12 protein-coding genes are annotated in these 22,650 nt (G+C 39.1%); 7 read left to right on the top strand and 5 right to left on the bottom strand.

The window, feature by feature from the left end; all coding sequences use genetic code 11:
* Positions 1 to 58 precede the first annotated feature (58 nt).
* From ACNKW3_RS12250 to ACNKW3_RS12240, 3 genes are all read right to left on the bottom strand, one after another.
* Entirely contained in the window at positions 59 to 2,185 is a 2,127-nt protein-coding gene (locus tag ACNKW3_RS12250) for a toll/interleukin-1 receptor domain-containing protein (RefSeq protein WP_427399583.1), read from the bottom strand.
* Between the two features lie 187 nt (positions 2,186 to 2,372).
* Positions 2,373 to 4,499 (bottom strand): toll/interleukin-1 receptor domain-containing protein, encoded by a 2,127-nt coding sequence (locus ACNKW3_RS12245; protein ID WP_427399582.1) that lies wholly within the window; start codon positions 4,497 to 4,499, stop codon positions 2,373 to 2,375.
* Between the two features lie 278 nt (positions 4,500 to 4,777).
* Positions 4,778 to 5,581 carry a hypothetical protein gene (locus ACNKW3_RS12240; protein WP_427399581.1) on the bottom strand — a complete coding sequence of 268 codons (804 nt, stop codon included), beginning with the start codon at positions 5,579 to 5,581 and terminating at the stop codon, positions 4,778 to 4,780.
* A 293-nt stretch (positions 5,582 to 5,874) separates the two neighbouring features.
* Here ACNKW3_RS12240 and ACNKW3_RS12235 point away from each other — a divergent pair, with 293 nt between their 5' ends.
* From ACNKW3_RS12235 to ACNKW3_RS12225, 3 genes are all read left to right on the top strand, one after another.
* On the top strand, positions 5,875 to 7,728 hold the full coding sequence (locus ACNKW3_RS12235) for a S8 family peptidase (RefSeq protein ID WP_427399580.1): 1,854 nt from the start codon (positions 5,875 to 5,877) through the stop codon (positions 7,726 to 7,728).
* A gap of 146 nt (positions 7,729 to 7,874) precedes the next feature.
* Entirely contained in the window at positions 7,875 to 11,144 is a 3,270-nt protein-coding gene (locus ACNKW3_RS12230) for a ligand-binding sensor domain-containing protein (protein ID WP_427399579.1), read from the top strand.
* A 96-nt stretch (positions 11,145 to 11,240) separates the two neighbouring features.
* Positions 11,241 to 12,272, top strand: coding sequence for an SMP-30/gluconolactonase/LRE family protein (locus ACNKW3_RS12225; protein WP_427399578.1), 1,032 nt, complete (start codon positions 11,241 to 11,243; stop codon positions 12,270 to 12,272).
* On the opposite strand, the gene ACNKW3_RS12220 is transcribed toward ACNKW3_RS12225, so the two are convergent.
* Positions 12,269 to 15,226 carry a sigma 54-interacting transcriptional regulator gene (locus tag ACNKW3_RS12220; RefSeq protein WP_427399577.1) on the bottom strand — a complete coding sequence of 986 codons (2,958 nt, stop codon included), beginning with the start codon at positions 15,224 to 15,226 and terminating at the stop codon, positions 12,269 to 12,271. The two genes, ACNKW3_RS12225 and ACNKW3_RS12220, sit on opposite strands and share 4 nt — an antisense overlap.
* A 168-nt stretch (positions 15,227 to 15,394) precedes the next feature.
* Here ACNKW3_RS12220 and ACNKW3_RS12215 point away from each other — a divergent pair, with 168 nt between their 5' ends.
* The 3 genes from ACNKW3_RS12215 to ACNKW3_RS12205 all read left to right on the top strand — a co-directional run bounded on the left by ACNKW3_RS12215 (position 15,395) and on the right by ACNKW3_RS12205 (position 20,776).
* Complete coding sequence (locus ACNKW3_RS12215; protein WP_427399576.1) at positions 15,395 to 17,734, top strand: response regulator; 2,340 nt, start codon at positions 15,395 to 15,397, stop codon at positions 17,732 to 17,734.
* Positions 17,731 to 19,056 carry a 3-deoxy-D-manno-octulosonic acid transferase gene (locus ACNKW3_RS12210; RefSeq protein WP_427399575.1) on the top strand — a complete coding sequence of 442 codons (1,326 nt, stop codon included), beginning with the start codon at positions 17,731 to 17,733 and terminating at the stop codon, positions 19,054 to 19,056. Before ACNKW3_RS12215 ends, ACNKW3_RS12210 begins: the two co-directional genes overlap by 4 nt.
* A gap of 148 nt (positions 19,057 to 19,204) precedes the next feature.
* Positions 19,205 to 20,776 carry an EAL domain-containing protein gene (locus ACNKW3_RS12205; protein ID WP_427399574.1) on the top strand — a complete coding sequence of 524 codons (1,572 nt, stop codon included), beginning with the start codon at positions 19,205 to 19,207 and terminating at the stop codon, positions 20,774 to 20,776.
* A gap of 1 nt (position 20,777) precedes the next feature.
* On the opposite strand, the gene purU is transcribed toward ACNKW3_RS12205, so the two are convergent.
* Entirely contained in the window at positions 20,778 to 21,626 is an 849-nt protein-coding gene (gene purU / locus ACNKW3_RS12200; protein ID WP_427399573.1) for a formyltetrahydrofolate deformylase, read from the bottom strand.
* 269 nt (positions 21,627 to 21,895) lie between these two features.
* Here purU and phbB point away from each other — a divergent pair, with 269 nt between their 5' ends.
* Positions 21,896 to 22,618, top strand: coding sequence for an acetoacetyl-CoA reductase (gene phbB, locus ACNKW3_RS12195; protein WP_427399640.1), 723 nt, complete (start codon positions 21,896 to 21,898; stop codon positions 22,616 to 22,618).
* Positions 22,619 to 22,650 lie beyond the last annotated feature (32 nt).

Genomic DNA, 22,650 nt, shown 5'->3' with positions numbered 1-22,650 from the left:
GGAGGCGTAGTGGAGGGGCTTGTATTAGACCTCCGCTACAATTTTCAGCAGACCATTCCTATTTAACGAATACTCTTAAAACAGGTGATTGTTCACCATTAACCAGAGAAAATTTAAAGAAGACTGCTTCAGGTGCGTCTTGAATAATTAAGTACTCCGTAGTTTCGTCGATTGCAGTACTTTGTTTCACGTCACTTTTTAATTTCTCTAGATGCGACTTGGCAAACTTTTGATAGTTCTTAATGTATCGCTCATTTAACTGTTCCAATACTTCCTTGCTATCAAAATACTCATTAATTCGCGCTTCCAAATTTTGATATTCGACTTCTAGGTCATGTTTTTCAAACGAGTCCAAATGGTTTGGTGTTACTCCCCATTCAACCTGAGTAAATATTCGGGTAAATGGTTCCGGTACGTCGATTTTACAAATAGTATATCTGAGCTTTGTACCGGATACTTCTTCATCTGAACAATTGATTGATTCCTTTGTGATTCTTATCGAAGCACTTGCCGCTGATGGAATCCACTCCGCCCAATTAGCTTTATATTTAAAAGTTTCAGCTTCGCCTGTTTCATCTATCACTGATAGTTGAAGGATAGGACCATCACTTCCGTCATATGTAATTCCTAGTTCTGAGGACGGTATACCGTAACTTAAGTATTCTCCAGTTCTCTGTTTTTGAAAAGAGTTTTTTCCGCCATCGAATATGGTCCAATGAATCTCCTGTGCATTATCGATAAATGGTAGTAAATGCCACTTACTACGCTCTTTGTAGTAACCCCCTGATGGATACGAGGTAGCGAATAGCCTTGGTGCGTCATTAGTTAAGGACTCAAATTCAAATGTTAAACTCATATTAGAGGGGCGATGATTAGTATCTGCTGGGAGTTTTGTGATTTTCTCACCATCGCTGAATTTTGCTGAATATTCAAGACCATCTAAAGAAGTAGTCAAAATTACTTGATATTTATCGGGTTCACCAGATTCTAAAACTAAAACATCTGGATTATTTTGATTTGTCATAAATTCAACTGGAATCGACTTATTTTCTTTAACGTTAAAAAAAATAACCGAATCAAAAACCTCATTTATTAGCAATCTTCTATGAACGGCTAGTTTACAGTGAGTAAGAGTCCCAAAATAATCAGAACATCGAACAACTCTACCTTTGGCAAAGTGTTCTTTAGTGTCTTCGAAATATTCATTATACTGTTGTTTTTCTTTTTCTATCTTACGCAATCTTTCTCTTTCTATTGATTCCTCTCTCTTTGTTTCAATTTGCGCATAAAGGTCATTTAAATCATAAGTAAAAGGGCCTATAACAGCGCCATTTTTTAGCGATATCTGTATACTTACCCATTCTGGGATGTTATCGAGATGAGTATCTATACCTGTAATTAATCCCAATCCGTGACTGGTTTGGGTTATGTCTACTCCATTACTGAAATTTAAATCATATTGGGCGTTGAAGAGTTTATTTACAGCAGCTGCGCTCAAATTGATCTCAAAGCCGATTGAAATAGTGGCTCTAACTCCGCCATCAGAAGGATAAGTCATTATAATAATATCGTCTTTTTCAAAATCCTCAGGTTCTACATTTTCTGGCAACTCAAAGCCGAATGGATTGGCATAATCGCCTATATCAGCCTTAATCATCCAAAAACCAACGCCAATAGTAATAATCAAGATTGCAAAACCTAGTAAGCTAAGCCGGTTGTTTTTTAAATACTGAAAAAGATTGGAGGGTTTTGGGATAATTGAATTTGCGAGTGCTTCAGGATCGACAATGGACTTTGCCAATTGCTCGAGTTTGCCTACTTTATCTGCATTCCAAAGGTCGAGCCACTGATTGATTGAGACATAAAAAGTAAGTTTTTCTGAAGGTTGAACATCTTCTACTCTAACTGGAAAAATAGGCTTTCCAGATTTTCTCGCTTCTTCAGCCTCAGCTGCCACATTATCAGATGCATTTGAATGGCGGGAGATTACGACCACTACGCATCGTGATTGTCGAACACCTCTAACAATCTCTTCAGCGTATTTTTTTCCAGCTCTTATATCACGCTTATCAATCCAACACTTTAATCCCTGTTGCTCTAATGAAGCGACAATTTCAAGTGCACGTTCGGAATCCTCAGAAGCATGGCTTATAAATGCATCATAAACGTCAATGTTTTCATTCATTGTATAACTTCCCTTGCTAAGGTTGTACTGAATGGCAATCAGTTCAGTATCCCATTCAAATTTAATTTAAACCTTTATGTGAATGGAATTTATCGCTTCTAGAATGTCTACGATAAACAACAATGAGCAATATTGAAAGCAACAGAAATATTCTCGTTCTTAGAGTTAAAGCTTTATCGTCTGGATATTATTTTTTAACAACAGCTCGTAGAACAGGTGATTGTTCACCATTTACCAAGGAGAATTTAAAGAAAATTGCTTCAGGTGTTTTTAACATAATTAAGTACTCTGGTGTTCCTCTGCTCGCTTTAATAAGTTTTAATCGCTTTTTAAATGTTTCGATATGCGTCCGTGTATACTCTTGTTGAGTTTCTATGCTTGATTCATCCAGTTCACCAGATTTTTTCTTCCTTTCAAAATACTCGGTAATCTCGGTTTCCATATTTTTAAATTGAACATCTAGATCATAGCCTTTGTAAAGGGATAAATCGCTTGATGTTAAGCCCCATTCAACCCGATTAAATACGCGCATAAATGGTTCTGATACATTCATACCACATATGGTAAATCTAATTATCGTATTATGTATTTTGTGTACTCTACATTGGATAAAGTTATTTCTGAATTTTATTGAAGCACTTGCCGCCGATGGAATCCACTCCGCCCAATTAGCTTTATACTTAAAAGTTTCAGCATCGCCTGTTTTATCTATCACTGATAGTTGTAGGATAGATCCATCCGCCCCATCATAGGTAACTCCTAGTTCAGGGGCTGATATGCGTTTAGCTTGAAATTGTCCTATCTCACCTTTCTCGAGTAGGTTTTTTCCTCCATCGTATGTGGTCCAATATATTTCCTGCGCACTATCGACAAAAGGCAGTAGAGACCATTTGCTACGCTCTTTGTAGTAACCTCCTGATGGTTCTGAGGTAGTGAACAACCTAGGCGCATGTTCGCTTAAAGGCTCAAATTCGAATGTCAAATTTTTATTGGAATCTCGATAGTCAGCATCAGCTCGGTGTGTTACAGATTTCTCACCATCACTGAATACTGCAGAATATGCAAGATCCTTTAAAGGGATCGTCAAAATTAATCGCAGCTCATTTGATGCTTCAGATCCCAAAATTAAAACATCTGGACTTTTACGAATTGGATTAAAATCCAATTTAATAGGTTTATTTATATCTGCGCTAAAAAAAGTTATCGACTCAAACGTCTTGTTGATAGGAAGTTCCATACTTGCTGTAATCTTGCACTGAGAGAAAGAACCAAAATATTCATAGCACAGAACAACGTATCCTTCGCTAAAACGATCTTTAATATTATCTAAATAACCATCTAGGCGCTTTTTCTCCATGTCTATCTCACGCATTCTCTCCCTGTCTATTAAATCTTTTCGCTTTGCCAAAATATCCTCAGAAAGGCCACCTAAATCATAGGTAAAGGGGCCAATAACTACACCATTTCTTAAAGTTATTTGTACACTAACCCAATCTGGAATATTATCAAAACCAGTATCTACGGCGGTAGAAAATCCAGGAGGACTAAACTGTTTAATCTCCAATCCACTGCTAAACTTTAATTGATATTCGGCATCTATAAATTGTACGTAAGCCATGGAATGGAGATCAGGCATAACGGTGAAAGTAACGAAAGCCGTTATTTCGCTAACGGAAGGGGAAGCAATAACGGTTATATTCTCTTTTTCAAAATCCTCTGGATCTATATTTTCTGGTAACTCAACACCAAACGGATTGGCATAATCGCCTATATCAGCCTTAATCATCCAAAAACCAACACCAATAGTAATACTCAAGATTGCAAAACCTAGTAAGCTAAGCCGGTTGTTTTTTAAATACTGAAGAAGATTGGAGGGTTTTGGGATAATTGAATTTGCGAGTGCTTCAGGATCGACAATAGACTTTGCCAATTGCTCGAGCTTTCCAACTTTATCTGCATTCCAAAGGTCGAGCCACTGATTGATTGAGACATAAAAGGTAAGTTTTTCTGAAGGTTGAACATCTTCTACTCTAACTGGAAAAATAGGCTTTCCAGATTTTCTCGCTTCTTCAGCCTCAGCTGCCACATTATCAGATGCATTTGAATGGCGGGAGATTACGACCACTACGCATCGTGATTGTCGAACACCTCTAACAATCTCTTCAGCGTATTTTTTTCCAGCTCTTATATCACGCTTATCAATCCAACACTTTAATCCCTGTTGCTCTAATGAAGCGACAATTTCAAGTGCACGTTCGGAATCCTCAGAAGCATGGCTTATAAATGCATCATAAACGTCAATGTTTTCATTCATTGTATAACTTCCCTTGTCAAGGTTGTACTGAATGGCAATCAGTACAATATCTCATTCAAATTTAATTCAATCCTTTATTTGAATGGAATTTATCGCTTAGAGAATATCTACGATAAACAACAATGAGCAATATTGAAAGCAACAGAAGCATAATAGCTGAGAATTGGAAAAGAGATTATCAGTTTCGTTCTTGTAGAATAGTGGTTTAATTTTAATCGCCTACACCTAAATGTATGCTGTGGCCACTAAAACCAAAATAAGGGGCAAAGTAGTATATGCTACAAACTTATACTAAGTTCTTCGCCAGGTATATCTAAATACAATGTAAGTTGTCGGCCTCGTCGTTGCACTACTAGTACCAAGGTATTTGAATTACGCATCATGCGTTGAATCTTTTTAAAATCTTCTTCCACAGTCACACTTAAACCATTTATGGTTTGCAACACATCATCAGGCTGTAAACCCGCTTGTTTAAACAGTTCAGGATTAATGCCTGGGGAGACTATCATACCGTCGGCAATGTATGGGGTCTCAGTTAAGGTCACAAAGTGCTCAACGATTTTAGGTCGAGTGCCAATTTCTGAAGGCGACATAGCAAGGAGTTCCTCGTAACTTTGCTGATCTTCCTCAATGAGCAAATTATCGCCGTTCAATGTTAATATGAACGACTTATTTTGGTAGCTAAGGGTAGCTGTTTCTTTATCTAGGGCATTGAATTCAATGTCGTAGCCAAACATCGAATCGCCCACAATATATTCGTCAAGCTGGCCGCCGGATTCAAATAAGCCTTTTTGCTCTTGTGCATTTATTCCCATTAACCTTATTGCGATTGGCAGGCCTTGCTCTTCTGTCACGGCTTTTGGTTGTTTATTGATCGAAGGTTTTAATTGTGGTTTGGGAATATAAGCAGGTGGAATTTTACTGGAACGTTCAGAATTTGAGTCCTTTGCGACTACTGTTTGTCTGTCATTTTTTATTATCAATGCATTATTGTCTTCACTATCTATGTGTAAAACGAAGATAGAGTAGGTAAATGAAATAATTAATAGAATGACCAATATCACCGTAAATGGATTACGCATGCTTTCTCCCTTAAATTCAGTCAACTATATCGGCAAATTTTTAAATTTTATAAATTTTCCTGACTAAAATTTTGAACGGTAAAAATTGAAATTAAAAAATGAACATACAAATGAATTTTGAATAAAAAAATGAACAAAAAATTTAATTTCGAATTATTCAAAATTTAATAAAGTGAAAGATAGATCAAAAATATATAATAAAAACAATGATATAAATTATATTTCAATATTGGCACACTAAGTGCAAAGAGGAGAGCAAGAACAAATCTTTTTGAAGTTGATTGGATTAAATTATGAAAAATGTAGTAAAGACCGCAATTTTTGCAGCAGCCATGGTTGGCGGAGCTTCTGTTTTGCTTTTGCAGCAAGATGAAACTCAAAATATCGCCGCGGCTATGTGGGGACATGAAAAGGACGGTGGTGAAGAAGTTGCTAAATCTTACATTTTACAAGGTAAGGACACGCAATACATCGCTTCTGTAGTATCTAGTGTTGGTGGCGATATCAGCCGCGAATTCCCAATCATTAATGCAGTGTCTGCGACATTAACTTCTGCGCAAGCATCTGAAATTAAATCTACAGCGGGTATTCGTATCCAAGACGACCGTACTGTAATGACTATGGGTAACCCAAATCAACAAAACCTTCCTTATTCCATCAACAATAATATTGCCGAGCAGGTAGGCGCTGACCGCTTACATGATATGTATTACCGCGGTTATGGTGTAACCGTTGCCGTTATTGACAGTGGTGCAAATTTAGGTGGCAATGAAGGTCAATATATATTTAGAAACTCTTATGGTTATCAAAAAGTGGCAGTTAAGTACGATGCAATATCAGGTAAAAAGAGCTACCGATATAATGACGACAAAAACGGCCACGGTACTCATGTAACCAGTATTATTGGTAGTGCGTTGCAAAGTGATACAGGCAAATTTAACGGGATAGCACCTGGTGCTTTTTTACTGCCTATCAAAGCTTTTAATGCAAGTGGTCAAAGTAGTTATTCAAAGGTGTTAGATGCGTTAAATTGGGTGTATGAAAACCGTTATCGCTATGCTATTCGCGTGGTAAATATGTCGCTTGGAACTGATCCAATGAGCCGTTATTGGGATGACCCTATCAACCAAGCTGTAATGCGTTTATGGGATGCAGGCATTGTTGTTGTGGCTTCTGCAGGCAACTCTGGTGATGATATGGGCATCACAGTACCGGGCAATAATCCTTATGTTATTACTGTAGGTGCGGCGGCTGATAACGAAACACCGTTTGATTTTAGCGATGACCGTATTGCGAGTTTCTCGGCTAAAGGCCCAACTTTTGATGGTTTTGTGAAACCTGACATAGTGGCGCCTGGTACGCAAATTGCCCAGAAAATGGACGCAAGATATTTTTATCGTAAGCCGAAAGAAAGCAGCCAAGGTGACAACTACTTTGAAATTTCAGGTACATCACAAGCAGCCGCTGTAGTGTCTGGTATAGCTGCCTTGATTATTCAAAGCAATCCATACATTTCGCCTGACGACGTTAAATGCCGCATTATGGCAGCGTCTAGAGCTTCAGTAACTGAAGGTAGATTTAATTTCTCACCCTTTGAGCAAGGAGCTGGTTTAGTAGACGCTTATGAAGCAGTGTTCTCTTCGGCTTCAGGCTGTGCCAACAAAGGTCTAGACATCAAAGCTGACCTAAGAGGCGAGAAACGCTACCTAGGTCCTGTAGTGAAAGATGCAGATGGCGAGTTTGCAATTACTATGCAAGATGGTTCAATGTTACTAAATGGTGCTCATTGGGGTAACCGTGAATCAATGGACTTACTAGGTGCTCATTGGGGGGCTGAAGCGTTAGATTTACAAGGCGCTCACTGGGGTACTGAACAACTAAATCTATTAGGTGCGCATTGGGCAAACGAAGAATTGGACCTTTTGGGTGCGCATTGGGGCGGTGCTGAACTAGATTTACTCGGTGCACATTGGAGCTTAACTGAGCTAGATCTGCAAGGTGCTCATTGGTCAGGTGGAGAGTTAGATTTATTAGGTGCTCATTGGGGCAAAGGTGAAGCAATGAATCTGTTAAGTGCAGAAGTGGAAGAACTAGAACCTATTGACCCTAATACAGTTGTTCCAGTGGAAGAAGACGGTTGGCAGTAATCATTCGTTAATCTAGCTAAAAACAATAAGCCGCTGTGGAATGACCTTCAACAGCGGCTTTATTTTATATAGCAGTTAAGTTTAAGAATTTAGGTAAGTGACCGATAAAAATGCATATATCCGTTAAACCAATAGCTTTAAAACCTATGAGTTATAGAACAAACCTGCTGATTGTTGCCTGCTTATTGTTGTTCAGTTCTGCATTGTTTGCTGCGGCAGATAATGTGCGTTTTGAGCGTTTAGGCTTAAAAGAAGGTATCTCACAAAAAAGTATTACCACTATTTTTCAAGATTCTAAGGGTTTTTTATGGTTTGGTACTCAAGAAGGATTAAATCGCTATGACGGCTATAAATTTAAATCATATATGTACGATCCCAATGATAATGAATCATTATCCAATGTATGGGTAATGTCTATTAATGAAGATCTAAGTGGTAATATTTGGGTTGGTACCCGAGGTGGGCTTTCGATACTAAATGTCGAGACGAGTAAGTTTAGAAGATATTCTAGTGGAGAAGGAGCTACTTTTATTTCTCACCCTGAAGTTAATGAAATTTCTAGGGATGACGAAGGAAACATGTGGGTAATAACTGAAGGCGGCATTGATAAGTATAATCCTGTAACTAGTACATTTATTCATTATAAAGAATACACTTATGAAGAAAATGGTGAGTCTAAAACCATACAGCTTTCTCCATATTCAAGTGTTACTGATCGCTCTGGTCGAAAATGGTTCGGTCTTCCAGGAGGTATTTTCGTTCTTGATCCAATTACAGGGAGCATAAGAAAGATTCCTGTTGTATTCCACGGCAAAGAGCGTAGTAATCTGAAAGCAACATCCATTTTAATAGACTCAAATAATCGCCTGTGGTTAGGTGCTGGAAAAATGGGCGTATTGTACGCAGATCTTAATACCGTGAATTTTAATGGTCTGCCAGAAAAATTGGAATTTTATACTGCAAAAGATTTTCCGAATGCCATTGTCAACCACATGTATCAAGACAATAACGGAGTAATATGGTTTGCTACAGATTCGGGATTAGCATTCTTGACTCAAGATAACGAATTTAGCCTCTTAAAATACGACGTACGCACAGAGCATACCATAGCATCAGATCAAGTAAGGTATGTCACTCAAGATAATTCCGGAATACTCTGGATAGGGACTTTTAACGGCATCAGTAAATGGAACAGCGCACATACAAAATTCGATCATTACAAAGTTCACGAAAATAAAGAAATTAGTCTTATTGGGCCGAACATAACCTATTTCTCTCACTACAAAGATAATCAAGCATTTATCGCCACCACTGACGGTGTAAGTTTGCTAGATATGCAAAGCAATACTTTTGAGCATTTAACTCATGATCCTGAAAATGAAAATTCACTACGTCAAAATCAAGTGATGTCTTTGTTAACCTACAGTGAAGAAGAAGTCTGGTTTGGATACAGAGCAGTTGGATTAAGTCGGTACAATCCCAAGACAGGTCAAATTTGGCATTATAATGTAGACAAAGAAGATCCGACTGCTTTACAAAAAGGCGGCGTAACCAGCATCATCAAAGACCACAACAACGATGTATGGCTATCTACTTTTGGCGGTGGTATTAGTAAATACAATCGCGAAACCGATGATTTTGTTACCTATACAAACGATCCTGAAGATGCAACGAGTATCAATTCTGATAAAGTAGTTTCCCTCATGGAGTCTAGAGACGGATTACTTTGGCTTGGGACTTGGAATAAAGGAATTAGTATCTTTAATCCAGACACCAAGGTCTCTTTTAACTTCCAAGTTGGTAATAATGCCAGTGAAAAATCAAACTCAGAATCTGTGTGGACCATTTTTGAAGATAGCCGTGGTAATATTTGGTTTGGGACTCAAGGCGGTGGTCTACATCTGTTACAAGAAAAAGATTTTGCCAGAGCTAAGTTTGAATATACCTCCTTTAGTCAAGCCAACGGAATGCCAAGCAACGTTGTCTATGGCATTTTGGAAGATACAGAAGGTTTTCTATGGATCACTACTAACCGTGGTTTGGTCAAGATGAATCCCATTACCTTTGAAATGAAGGTGTTCACTACAGCTCAAGGTCTTCTTAGCAACGAATTTAATTCAGGCTCTTATTATAAACTGCCCAATGGTAAGTTTTTGCTGGGCAGTCAAACCGGAGTAACTGCCTTTCACCCCAGCGATATTCAGGCAAACACTCATATACCGCCGACATTTATAACGAGATTTCAAATATTGAATGATTTTTATCACCCTGATTTTCTCAAAAATGATGAGGGTAAAATCGAGATAACCTATCAGGATTATCTTATCGGCTTCGAATTTGTAGGTTTGGATTTCGTTGCACCCGACAATAATGAATATAGATACCGCCTGAAAGGGTTTGATCAAGAATGGGTAGATCCCCTAGATACTCGGCGCGCTACTTACACCAACTTACCAGCAGGGGAATATGAATTCCAGGTCATCGCTTCGAACAGTGATGGAATGTGGAATGAAATCGGGGATTCTATAAAACTCGTAGTGCATCCAGCGCCCTGGTTATCGCCTTGGGCCTATGCGGTCTATGCAAGTATTTTGGTGTTAATCATTGCGTTGATCGCCCGATATCAAATGAAAAAAACAGATAAAGAACGGAAATACCGTGAAACCTTGGAAGAAGAGGTGAGTCAGCGTACTCGTGAGTTGCAACAGGTGAACGACAAATTGCTCAGTGCAAGTATCACAGACCAACTCACTGGGCTGCACAACAGACGTTATCTAGCGGATGTATTACCTCAATTGGTTGCATCGGTAAGCAAGAAATTTAACGAAGAACTGAAACAAGATCTGGTGACGTCTACATCTGGCACTCGATTATTCTTTTTAATGTTCGATCTAGATGGCTTCAAACCTATAAACGATACCTATGGGCACGATGCAGGTGATAAGGTCATTATTCAGGTAGCAGAATTATTAAAAGAAGTCTGTCGCGTGAATGATATTGTCATTCGTTGGGGCGGTGATGAATTTCTTATTGTCGGTCAAATCAATGATGTGTATGAAGTCAGTTCCTTGGCAGAACGCGTCAGATCCAGCATAGCAAAATGTGGCTTCAACATTGGCCTATCACAGCGCATGCATGTCTCGAGTTCAATGGGCTTTTCAGTATTCCCATTTAGTTTATTCACTCCTGATGCCTTATCTTGGGAGCAAGTACACTTATTAGCTGACAACGCTTTATACAAGTCAAAAGATGCTGGCCGTAACACTTGGACAGGTATATTGCAGAGCGAGCATTCAGTGCCTTATTCGATAATGAATACCATGACATCAGACGTTGAAAAAGCCATACTTGAGGGCAACGTGAGAGTTTTGCGCCACCAGCCTGAAGTTTTCAAGAGTTCCCAGCTTAAGGTTTAACAATTTTTTTACGCTGGTCACACCAATATAACAGTGGCAAGCAGAATAAGTTTTGCTACTCTATGGCATCTTTTCAATCAAGGATGTCAAAGAGTAATGTTTACACTTCCGCGTTTTTCTATTGGTAACGCTGTACTATCAGGTATTAGCGCCAGTCTTATATTTTTTTCTAGCTTTATTCACGCGCAATCAAGCCCAAGCATTGATATTTATGACGAAGCCGCAGCGGACATTATCTTAAAAGATAGCAAAATTAACCTCTTAGGCGATGGCTATGCTTGGTCTGAAGGACCAGTTTGGGTTGAATCTGGAGACTTCCTACTTTTCTCTGATGTGCCGAATAACAAACTTTATAAATACCAAAAAGATACAGGGGTTACTGAGTATTTAACGCCTTCTGGCGCAACGGGAATTTCGCCTCATGATTCCAGCGAAGGTAGCAATGGCTTGTTGATAAACGCCGATGGTAAGTTAGTGCTTATGCAACACGGCGATAGACGAATTTCAATCATGGATGCGCCCTTGGATAACCCGAAAGCTAATTACATTCCGCTAACATCAAAGTACCAAGGTAAACGCTATAATAGTCCTAACGATGCTGTGTTCCATTCCAATGGTGATTTATATTTTACCGATCCGCCTTATGGATTAAAGCTACAACGTAAAGACCCCCACAAGGCGTTGGACTTCGACGGTATTTATCGATTAACTCGCGAAGGAGAAGTGATTTTAGAGGACAAATCCATACTCTATCCAAACGGTATTATCCTAAGTGCAGATGAAAGTTTTGCCATTGTCGCAGCCTCTGATAGCGATGATGCTAAGTGGTATAAGTTTGATCTAAACGAGAAGGGTAATTTGGTAAACAAACGGGTCTTTTTTGATGTTGCTGAAATGGTCGGTCAACCAAACGAACCTGGTTTACCTGATGGCATGGTGATGCATTCTAAAGGTTATATTTTTGCAACAGGTCCAGGTGGCGTTTGGGTATTTGATCAAACGGGTAAAGCCTTGGCGAAAATTCGTACCGGTAAAGCGACAGCCAATTGCACCTTGTCTGCGGATGAAAAAACACTCTATATGACAGCCCATGATACCTTGATGTCGGTAGAATTAGTCAGCAATTAAAGTTGTTTTTTTAATTTGTATAGCGTGGGCTCACTCACCCCAACTTGTGAGGCTGCCCGCGTCATATTGCCAGTGGTATTATTGAGTACAATTTTAACTAAAGCTAACTTTAAAGCCGGTAAGGGTTCTTTTACCAATACTTGACCGTTAGCTAAGGCTTGCAGTAAATCTTCCACATCGCTCCAAGCATCGGGCGTTTTTGACGGGATCTTAACAATTTCCGCTCGCTGTGCTTTTCGTCTGGCAGTACTAATGGGAATGCGCATTTTTTCCGCTATTTCTTTATTGGTTTTAGTCTTGGCGAGTAATGCTTTAAATAGCGCGTTTTCCATTAAATCACCGATGTTGAGATCATAAAACGAGATTGAGCTGTTCACCTCTTGCACTAATTCTTGTAGTGCATTAGAAAGTTTGAAAACCCATTCTTGTTCAGTGATTTTGCCCTGTGCCAAGATTTCACTCGGTTGTCTAGCCGGAAATTGCTCTTGAAAAGCTCTATTTACGTTAGATAAAGTCGACGGATATGTTGGAGCGTCTTTCTCTTGTGAGCCAGTGATGTAGTCAGGTTCTTGTTTGTGCTCATATCTGGAGTTATCGACAATAGATTCATGTTCTAAGGTGATACTCTGTCGTTCCGATGGCATTTTTATGTGTAAATCATCGAAACAAATTTCATCGTTTTGGCTAAGTAGAAAAGCTTGCATAAGTAAGTTTTCAAGTTCACGCACGTTACCTGGCCAAGCATATGCTCGCATTTTATTAAATGTAGCTTCGCTAATATATTTACGTTCAACATCGTATTGTTTCGCAAACTTGGCTAAAAAGTGTTGGCATAACACTTCTAAATCTTCAAGGCGTTGGCGTAATGGCGGGTTATGCAGAGTGACCACGTTTAGGCGATAGTAAAGGTCTTGGCGAAAGTTGCCCTTTTCAACCTCAGCTAACAAGTTGCGGTTAGTTACTGCGACAATTTTAACATCTACACTAATTTGTTTGGTACTGCCAACGGGCGTGTAGTGTTTTTCCTGCACAAATCGTAATAGCTTTGGCTGCATAGACATTGGTAATTCGCCAATTTCATCCAACACTAAAATGCCTTTGTCAGCGGCTTTTATTTTGCCGATTTTTTCGCTTTGAGCACCGGTAAATGCTCCTTTTATGTGGCCAAAGAGTTCAGATTCAATCAAAGTTTCCGGAATAGATCCACAATCCACAATGACCAAAGGTTTGTCGGCGCGAGTACTCAAACTATGCACCGCATGAATCAACTTTTCTTTTCCGGTGCCACTTTCACCTGTTATCAGAACCGTTGTGTCTGTTTGCGCCGCCCGTTGAGTTTGCATCATGAGATGTTGCATAACATCTGAACGATACACCAAAGCACTGGACTGTAATCCCGATTTTAATTCTTGTAGCTCTTGTGCAAGTCGAGCATTTTGTTGCTCAAGGTTCTTATTTAACTGTTCTTCTAATTGGCTACGTTTTAACGCCTTACCAATTTGTCGCGCGAAGCCGGCAAATAGCATAATCGAATCATGGGTTAGGTCTAACTTGTCATGCTGACCTATGATAAAAAAGCATTCTTTATTTTCAGTACCAAGAGGTATTAGTAAATACTTAAAGCCGTTATCTTCGCTTTCTTCCACCTGACCGTTAGTAATTGCGGTAGCCAAGTGACTTCGTAATTCCTGCTGCAGGGGCAATTGGTTATTATTTGAATAATGGATATTATCGATATCTTCCACTGACACAACAGATTCAAGGCCTGCGTCCGGACGCTCTGATAATATCCCGGCGAAACTAAATTCAAATGTATAAGCAAGGCGCTCAATAACGCTAATAAGAAGCTTAGAAAATTCATGTTCATCGGCAATGATGGAAGAAATATCCCAAAGCAATAGCATATTGCGATAGTTAGTTACGTTATCTGGGGTGAATATGCCGCCAAGATAATTAAAATCTTGCTCATCATGATTAAATTTACCCGCTTCCCACATGACTACAGAAGGTTTATCTGAGGTTTGAGCGGCCCTTAATGCTTGTTCTGCACGAGAGATTAAAATACTGGAAGCTGAAGAATCATCAGGGGCAATTTCTTCTGCACTACAGATCGCCACGCCAACATTAAAAGATAAACGCACCGCGTTTTTCAAATAGGGTCTGGCATGTAATTCTTGCTGCAGTTTACTTGCCATGGCCTTGCCTTCATCAATGCTATTGGCATGGGTCGCTATGCCGAACAAAGCGCCGCCAAAACGGCAAGCAATGTCTTGTGTCCGCGTTTGCTGATTGATGATGGTGGCAATTTCATGCAAAACAATATCGCCTTTGGCTTGGCCAAACTTGCGGTTCACTACTTGAAAGTCTCGACAGTGAATCATGCATAAAATCATATCAGCTTTGTCGATATTGCTATCAATGGCACTTTGTAAGGCATTTCTGCTTTGTAATTTGGTTAAACTATCTTGGGTGAACTTTTCATAAGCTTTGAACAACGACAAACTAGTAGCAACAGCGCCTAGTTGATGCAAGAAAGCACTTTGCAAAGCGTTTTCCTCACTTGACTGAGTTGCCATATCGGTCAGCCACTGTGGTAGTTTTTGTATGCTTACCAGATCGACATTGATATCTCGGTTGTTTTGCTTTACTACAATTTTTTGTCGTCGACTGTCATGTCCAGTTTCCGCAGGAAGGTCGGGGTCACTCACAATTATGTGGGCGTGATGTTGGTTAATAATACTTAGTTCGATATGGTGTTGGGGTATTTGATAAAAAGTCGCCGGTTGGAAATCTCGCTGTGTACTAGATAGCAGGTCATATATTTGGTCGGTTAAATCCCCAGAATCTATACGTTGTAGCTTGTTTCCTTCAACCGTCAGTCGGACAAAATCACATTGCGTTAAATATCGCAACGTTAAAAGCAAGGCATGTTGAGCGGCCGATACTAATGTCATTAACTATATGTGCAAAGCAACTTCTGTTTGATTTAACAGTTTTATCGGCAAAAACAATTATTTATTTATTCTAAATGGATAGTTTTGTATGCTTCTACTAGTATCAAAGTAGAGCGACAGTCGACAAAAACTACTGACATCTTTTAAGAGGCAACCAAAAGGGCCTTTATGCATTCAAATGAGCCAAATATAGAATCTCGTCTGCCAATTTCTATCAATCAATTGGTAAACGGATGCACGGCCGCGTTATTAGTGGTGAATGATAAAGGAATAGTGTGCTCAGCGAATCAAACTATCCAAGAAATCTTAGGCTATACACCAACAGAAATTATCGATAAACCAGTAACATGTTTGATGCCCTCAGAATATGGGTTAGAGCATGATAAGTTTTTACAACGCTTTTTGGCTGCTGATAATGCTTCTGGAAGGGCGATGGGAGGAGGTAAAACATTTCCTGCGATTCACAAAAGTGGCAAGGAAATCGAAATTTACATTGGTCTAAAACAAGTCAACAATGAAGGAAAGAAATTCATTGTCGCTACCCTAAGCCATGCATTCTTAGGTGGAGATGCCTATGTCGACAATAATGAATCCAATCTTAATCAGCAACGAATCTACGAAAATAAACGTTTAATTCAACTGGTTGAAGCTAGTCCGGATGGTATTCTTCTCATCGACAAACAAAAGACTGTGGTGTGGGCCAACAAGAGTTACTTAAATATGTTGTCCAGTAAAGGAACCCAACTCATTGGCTTAAAAATTCAACATATTTTGAGTTCTTTAGGCGTAGCGCCAGACATTTTTTCTGAAGTGATCAAGAATAACGAAATAGTCAGTTTTCCGTTGACCGTTACAGTAGACGACCAAATAAAACATATTACCCTTACTATTTCTCCCATCATGTCATACTTGGATGTTCAGGGTACTCTTCTTACTTTTTCTGATGTCACTGAGCGTTTTCTGATGCAACAAGAAATTACGGAGAAAAAATCATTTTTAGAAAGTGTGACCAAAATAGCCAAAATTGGTTATTGGAGTGTAGATATTAAAACGGGGAAAATGTTTTGGAGCGATGAAGTCTACCGCATCCATGAATTACCCGTTGGCAGCGAAATAAATTTGGAGTTAGGGGTTTCATTTTACACTGATGAGTCTAGGCCAATCATTGAAAAGGCGATTGAACGTAGTATGGAGGACGGAACGCCTTGGGATTATGAATTGCCTTTTAAAACTGCTAAGGGACGAGATATTTGGGTCAGGGCGGTAGGAGTAGCTGAAGTAAATAGTGAAGGAACTCCTGTTATGCTAAAAGGCGGCTTTCAAGATATTACTCACCTTAGAGAATCTGCCCGCAAAGCTGAAGAGGGGATCAGGGCAAAAAGTCAATTTTTAGCCAATATGAGTCATGAGTTAAGAACCCCGTTAACTGGGATCAAAGGCATTGCAGAATTGCTACATGATTCACCTTTGAATGAAAAGCAAAAGTACTTGTTAGAGTCACTGCAATACAGCGCGGATACCCTATTATCACTAGTCAATCAGGTGTTATTTTTTGCTAAATATGAAGCAAAAGCAGACAGCATAATTGAATCAGAAATCAATTTAGTCGCATTTTTGCAGAAAATGACCTTTAGCCATAAATTAACAGCCGAGAAAAAGGGCTTAGCTTTTAATTTTGCTGTAGCTGAGGATGTGCCTAAAATAGTGATAATGGATCGAGGTAAGTTGGAACAGGTATTAAATAACCTGTTGTCTAACGCTAATAAATTCACAGAGCAAGGTGAAACCAAGCTACTAGTGCAAATAAACAGCGAAAACCAACTGGTTATGAGTGTCATAGACACAGGAACAGGCATAAAAGAAGAGGATTTTGATGTTCTGTTTGATGCGTTTAGACAAGTGGATATGAGTTTCTCTCGCCGTTACCAAGGAACCGGATTAGGATTGACTATTACCAAGGATTTGGTGGAAAAAATGGGCGGAAAGATCCAAGTAACCAGTGAATTTGGCAAAGGCTCTCGTTTTGATTGTTATTTCCCTTTGAAAACAGTCGAAAAGAACAGCGGTAATATGCTCGGCACTCAAGAGAAATCGTCTGAACTAAAAGAAAAAGCGGCTTATTCTGTGAATCCACTGAAAAATAAACATATTTTAGTGGTAGAAGATAACGAGGTGAATCAAATATTGTTTGAAGAATGTTTAATGACCACAGGCGCCCATATTTCAGTAGCAAACAATGGCGTGCACGCCCTAGAGATAATCTCTGAAAACAAAAAATTCGACTGTATTATTATGGATTGCCAAATGCCAGAAATGGATGGCTATGAATGTTCCGAAGCTATTCGAGCATTAAAAGATCAACATTATCGAAATGTTCCTATAATCGCTGCAACTGCTCATGTGTTTAAAGATGAAAGAAACAAGTGTTTCGACGCTGGTATGAATGACATAATTGAAAAACCTTTTGATCGAGAGATATTAATAGAAAAGATTCTAAGTTACATATGAGCAGTCAAGGCCCGACTTTTCCCATTACCTGGTATCATCATATTTGGCGATATGTCTACAGTGTATTGCTATTTCTGTTACTTCCATTGATGCTTTTCTTAATGCGCAAAAAACTGCGTATGGGAGATCAAAAGGCCAGTTTAGAGAATCGGCATTTTTCCGAACGTTTCGCGCTTTATCATCAAGGTATTCTCCCCACAGATTTTCTATTCCATTGTGTGTCTGTTGGCGAGCTAAACGCTGCTAAGGGCATAATTGATGGAATGATGCAGCGATATCCAACCAAAACCTTTACTGTGACAACAACCTCTATAGCAGGCGCTGTGCATGCAAAAGGGTTATTTAAAGACAAGGTGCAGCATTTATTTTTACCTATTGATTTACCATTTATAGTGTCGAGGTTTATTAAAAAACTTGCGCCAACCATGGTCTGTATTACAGAAGTTGAAATATGGCCAAATTTAGTGAATCTTTGTTGGCAACGTAAAATTACCCTGTGCTTATTGAACGCAAGATTAAGCGAACAATCAGTGGGTATGTATCGAAAATTTAGTGGCCTTTACCGGCCAACCTTACTTAAATTTGATGTCATTTGTGCCCAAAACGACATTTCTTATAAAAACTTTTTATCTCTTGGCTTAACCAAACACCAAGTTAAATTAAGCAAGAATACCAAGTTTGATATTCAAGATAACCCGCTGGATAAAGACAAAGGTGAATCTCTTAAACAAAGAATGCGCCTAGAGGATAAGAGAATCTTGGTGGCTGCGAGCACTCACCAACCAGAAGAAACTATAGTGTTAAATGCGTTTAAAAAGTTAAAACAGGATTTTGAAGATCTTGTGCTTATTGTGGTACCTCGTCATGCCCATAGATTCGATGATGTTTATAGTCTTTGTAAGGCAAGTGGTTTTACTTGTGCCCGTTTCAGTGAACAATCGTCAGAGGTTTCACCGGATATACTCTTGATAGATGCAATGGGCTGGCTAAAAGCTTGTTATAGCATCGCCAATATCGCCTTTATCGGGGGTAGTTTTGCACCTAAAGGAGGGCACAACGCGTTAGAATGTGCTTTGTATGCCAAACCTATGGTGATGGGACCAAGTATCTTTAATAATCCGGAAATTTGCAGTCAACTAGAAACATGTGGCGCGCTAATTATAACTCAAGATGATAAAGCGTTAGATAAGCTGTTTAACACTTGGTTGGCGAATCCAGATAAGGCTTACAAAGATGGTCTGGCCGGTGAGCAAATGCTCAATGCCAACGCCGGTGCTGTAAAAACAACTCTAGACTATCTGCAGCGGATTATATCTGACTGATCGTTAAAAGAAGTGAAACTTGTCAGGTCTTTTTTATATTTTTTACCATCTAATTGCGCAAATAAAAGACGATTGATAACGATTTATTGCCAAATCACTTACGTTAGTGTTACTTTTTGCTCTCTTATCTAGTCTGTTTGTGAGTAACATGGCGTTATCAAGAAAACGCATCATTTTAGCATTTTTGAGCAGTAGTGTAATTACACTATTGGGATTTGTGCTACTAATTTTAGTCAAAACACAAGAAATCAAAAATGAACAAATGCAGTTTGCTCACCAACTAACGGCTATTATTGATGTCATGTTTTATGAGACAACAAATTCTCTTGCATCTCTGAATAAAAATAACATTGCAAACTCAGAACAAAACGCACTTTCATCTGCAAGCTTTGAATGCAATGAGAATAAACTATTAGACATGCGTAAAAAGGTGTTTGTTTCTCGGTATATAAAAGAAATAGGGCATTACTATGCCGGGAAATTGGTGTGTGATACCAGTAAAGGACTATATGAAACGCCGTTTGATATGGGAACGCCGGATTTTGTCACTATACGCAATAATCAGGTATGGCTGGACCCACAATTTCCACAAATAGCACCTAATCTGAATATCTATGCAATTAAACAAAAACGTTACCACGTAGTACTAGATCCTCAGGAAATCTTTGCCTTTGATAATGCGCTTTATCGCTGGGAATGGATATATCAAGACGACAATCAGCATGTGTTTTTATATGGTGAGAGGGGCTTGTATCGAGCCATAACAAACGAAAATTCTTCCGTGAATTTTCCTATGGTTACTTACATTGAGTGTACAGCGCATACTGCTTACTGTTTCGCAATTATCGAAAACTTTTGGCGCTTAGTGTCTGGTTTTGAACTGACAGCGGCCGTACTCATATTGATTTTGTTAATGTCGCTAAGTTTTGTTTTCTGGCTGCGTTGGATTAATTATCTCTTCTCGACTGAGCGTCGTGTGAAAATTGGGTTGAAACGAAAGCGTTTTTATCCATTATTTTCACCAATAGTGGATGTTCATACCTTCAGAGTTGTGGGTTGTGAGGTGCTTGCTCGAATGCAAGATGGTCAAGGAACCTTGCGCCCTAAAACCTTTTTACCCTTGATCCAAAAAGCTAGGTTAACCAAAGAGCTCACCAGAGCCATGCTTAAGTCCGCGCATAAAGCATTGTTAAACCAGACCAATTTACCAGAAGGCTTTAGATTATCATTTAACGTTTTTTCAACGGATGGCACTGAAGAAGCTTATCAAAAACTCGCCAACAGTGCGGAATTATTTAAATCACGCTTTACTATTTGTTTTGAGCTTTCAGAAGATGAGCCATTTCAATCAAATCTCACCTTAGAAGTGATGAATAAGATCAAATCTTTGGGCATTGAAATTGCCATAGACGATTTTGGTACTGGTTACGCAAATATCTTGCAACTTCGACAATTAAACTTTGATTACATTAAAATTGATAAGAGTTTTATTCGTGGGATTGAAATGCAAAGTATTCGCAGTAGCTTTGTTCAAAAAATTGTTGAAATTGCACAGCAACTGGACATTCCAGTAGTTGCCGAAGGCGTGGATAACAAAGTGCAATTTGAAATTATTAAATCAATGGGCGTGCAATACGCCCAAGGATTTTATTTCTCCAGACCTTTAAACGGTCAAGAACTAGATAACTATGTAGCCAAGCAAGATTCGGTATTCGACTAGCTTAGTCGAATACTATAGTTTTGTGGTCACAAATTATCACTCTGTCTTCTAAATGGTAGGCTAAACCTGTAGCCAAAGCATCAACTTCACAACGCTTTCCTTTTCTGACCATGTCATCGACTGTGTCACTGTGATTTATGCGCATGACTTCTTGCTCAATGATAGGGCCTTCATCCAGATCCTTGGTAACATAATGACAGGTGGCACCAATAAGTTTCACCCCTCTATCATAAGCCTGTTGATAGGGTTTAGCCCCAGCAAATGAAGGTAAAAAGCTATGATGAATATTAATAATTTTCCCCGCCCATTTTTCACATAATGTATCAGGTAAAATTTGCATAAAGCGCGCAAGTACCGCCAAATCAGTTTGATAACTATCTAATAAAGAATCTACTTCAGCAAATGCTGCTTGTTTATCTTTAAAATCAATAAAATGGAAAGGCAATTCGTACCAGTTAGCATACTGACGCATTTTTTCGTGATTAGCGATGATACAAGCAATATCACAATGTAATTCACCCGTGTGCCATCTATGCAGAACATCATTTAAACAGTGAGCTTCTTTACTGGCTAACAACACCACTTTGGGTTTGATATCGGCTGGCTGCATTCGCCAATTCATTGAATATGCTTGGGCAAGTTGAGAAAACTCTTGGGTAAAAAGCTCGAAATCGAAATCAGCATTATCTGGCAAGACTTCATGGCGCATAAAAAAACGGTTTACTTTAGCATCCGTATGATGACTTGCTTCTAAAATAGTTAACCTGTGTTGCGATAGAAAATTGGAAACAGCGGCAACCAAACCGATTTTGTCAGGGCAATCAATAATGATGCGAATAGCAGAAGTCAAAACTTGTCCTCTTAGAATTTCTAAAAACTTTGTTGTAAAACAGATACTCGACTAATGTCTAAGCATGGGTAAATTGGGTGTAATCTAACACAATAAATGTCCCTAAGCTCAAGTCTTTTATTGACTTAGATATAACTTGTTCTATATCTAGATAAGAAGTGTCATATTAAACATTTAAACTAAAGTAGCATTAACGTATAAAGAATAAACAGATATAAAGGTAAAGATAATATTTATTAACAAATATTTAACCAAAAAAGGAAGACATGATGCCAAAAGTAGCCTTAGTGACTGGAGGAACCAGGGGTATTGGGGAAGCTGTTTGTACGACACTTAAAGATAAAGGTTATACCGTAATTGCGAATTACGGCGGCAACGATTCTGTTGCTGCAGAGTTCACAGAGCGTACCGGAATACCCGCCGTTAAGTTTGATGTTTCGAATTTTAATGAAGTGCAAGCTGCGGTGAAAAAGCTAGAAGATGAATATGGGCATATTGATGTACTGGTAAATAATGCCGGTATTACCCGCGACGGTACTATGCATAGGATGACCTTCGAGCAGTGGGACGCGGTTATTCAAACTAATTTGGCGTCTTGTTTTAATACATGTAAAGCAGTTATTGACGGTATGCGTGAACGCGGCTTTGGACGTATTATCAATGTAGGCTCAGTCAATGGTCAGGCCGGTCAGTACGGACAAGTCAATTATGCTGCCGCTAAATCGGGCATTCATGGTTTTACTAAAGCCTTAGCGCTAGAAAATGCAGCTAAAGGAATAACGGTAAATGCTATTGCTCCAGGTTATGTGGATACGGATATGGTAAGGGCTGTGCCTGAAGAGGTATTGGTTAAGATTATCAAAACTATCCCGGTTGGACGTTTAGGTCGACCTGAGGACATTGCCAATAGTGTTGCTTTCTTGGTAGATGATGAGTCTAGCTTTATTACAGGCTCTACCTTGTCTATCAATGGTGGCCAGCATATGTATTAAGGATTAAGTGCGGCAAAGCAATTTCTTTGCCG

The organism is Glaciecola sp. 1036 (assembly GCF_050306235.1).
Classification (GTDB): Bacteria; Pseudomonadota; Gammaproteobacteria; order Enterobacterales; family Alteromonadaceae; genus Glaciecola.
Note: the sequence above shows the minus strand (reverse complement) of the source record. Positions and strands in the feature narration are given on the sequence as shown.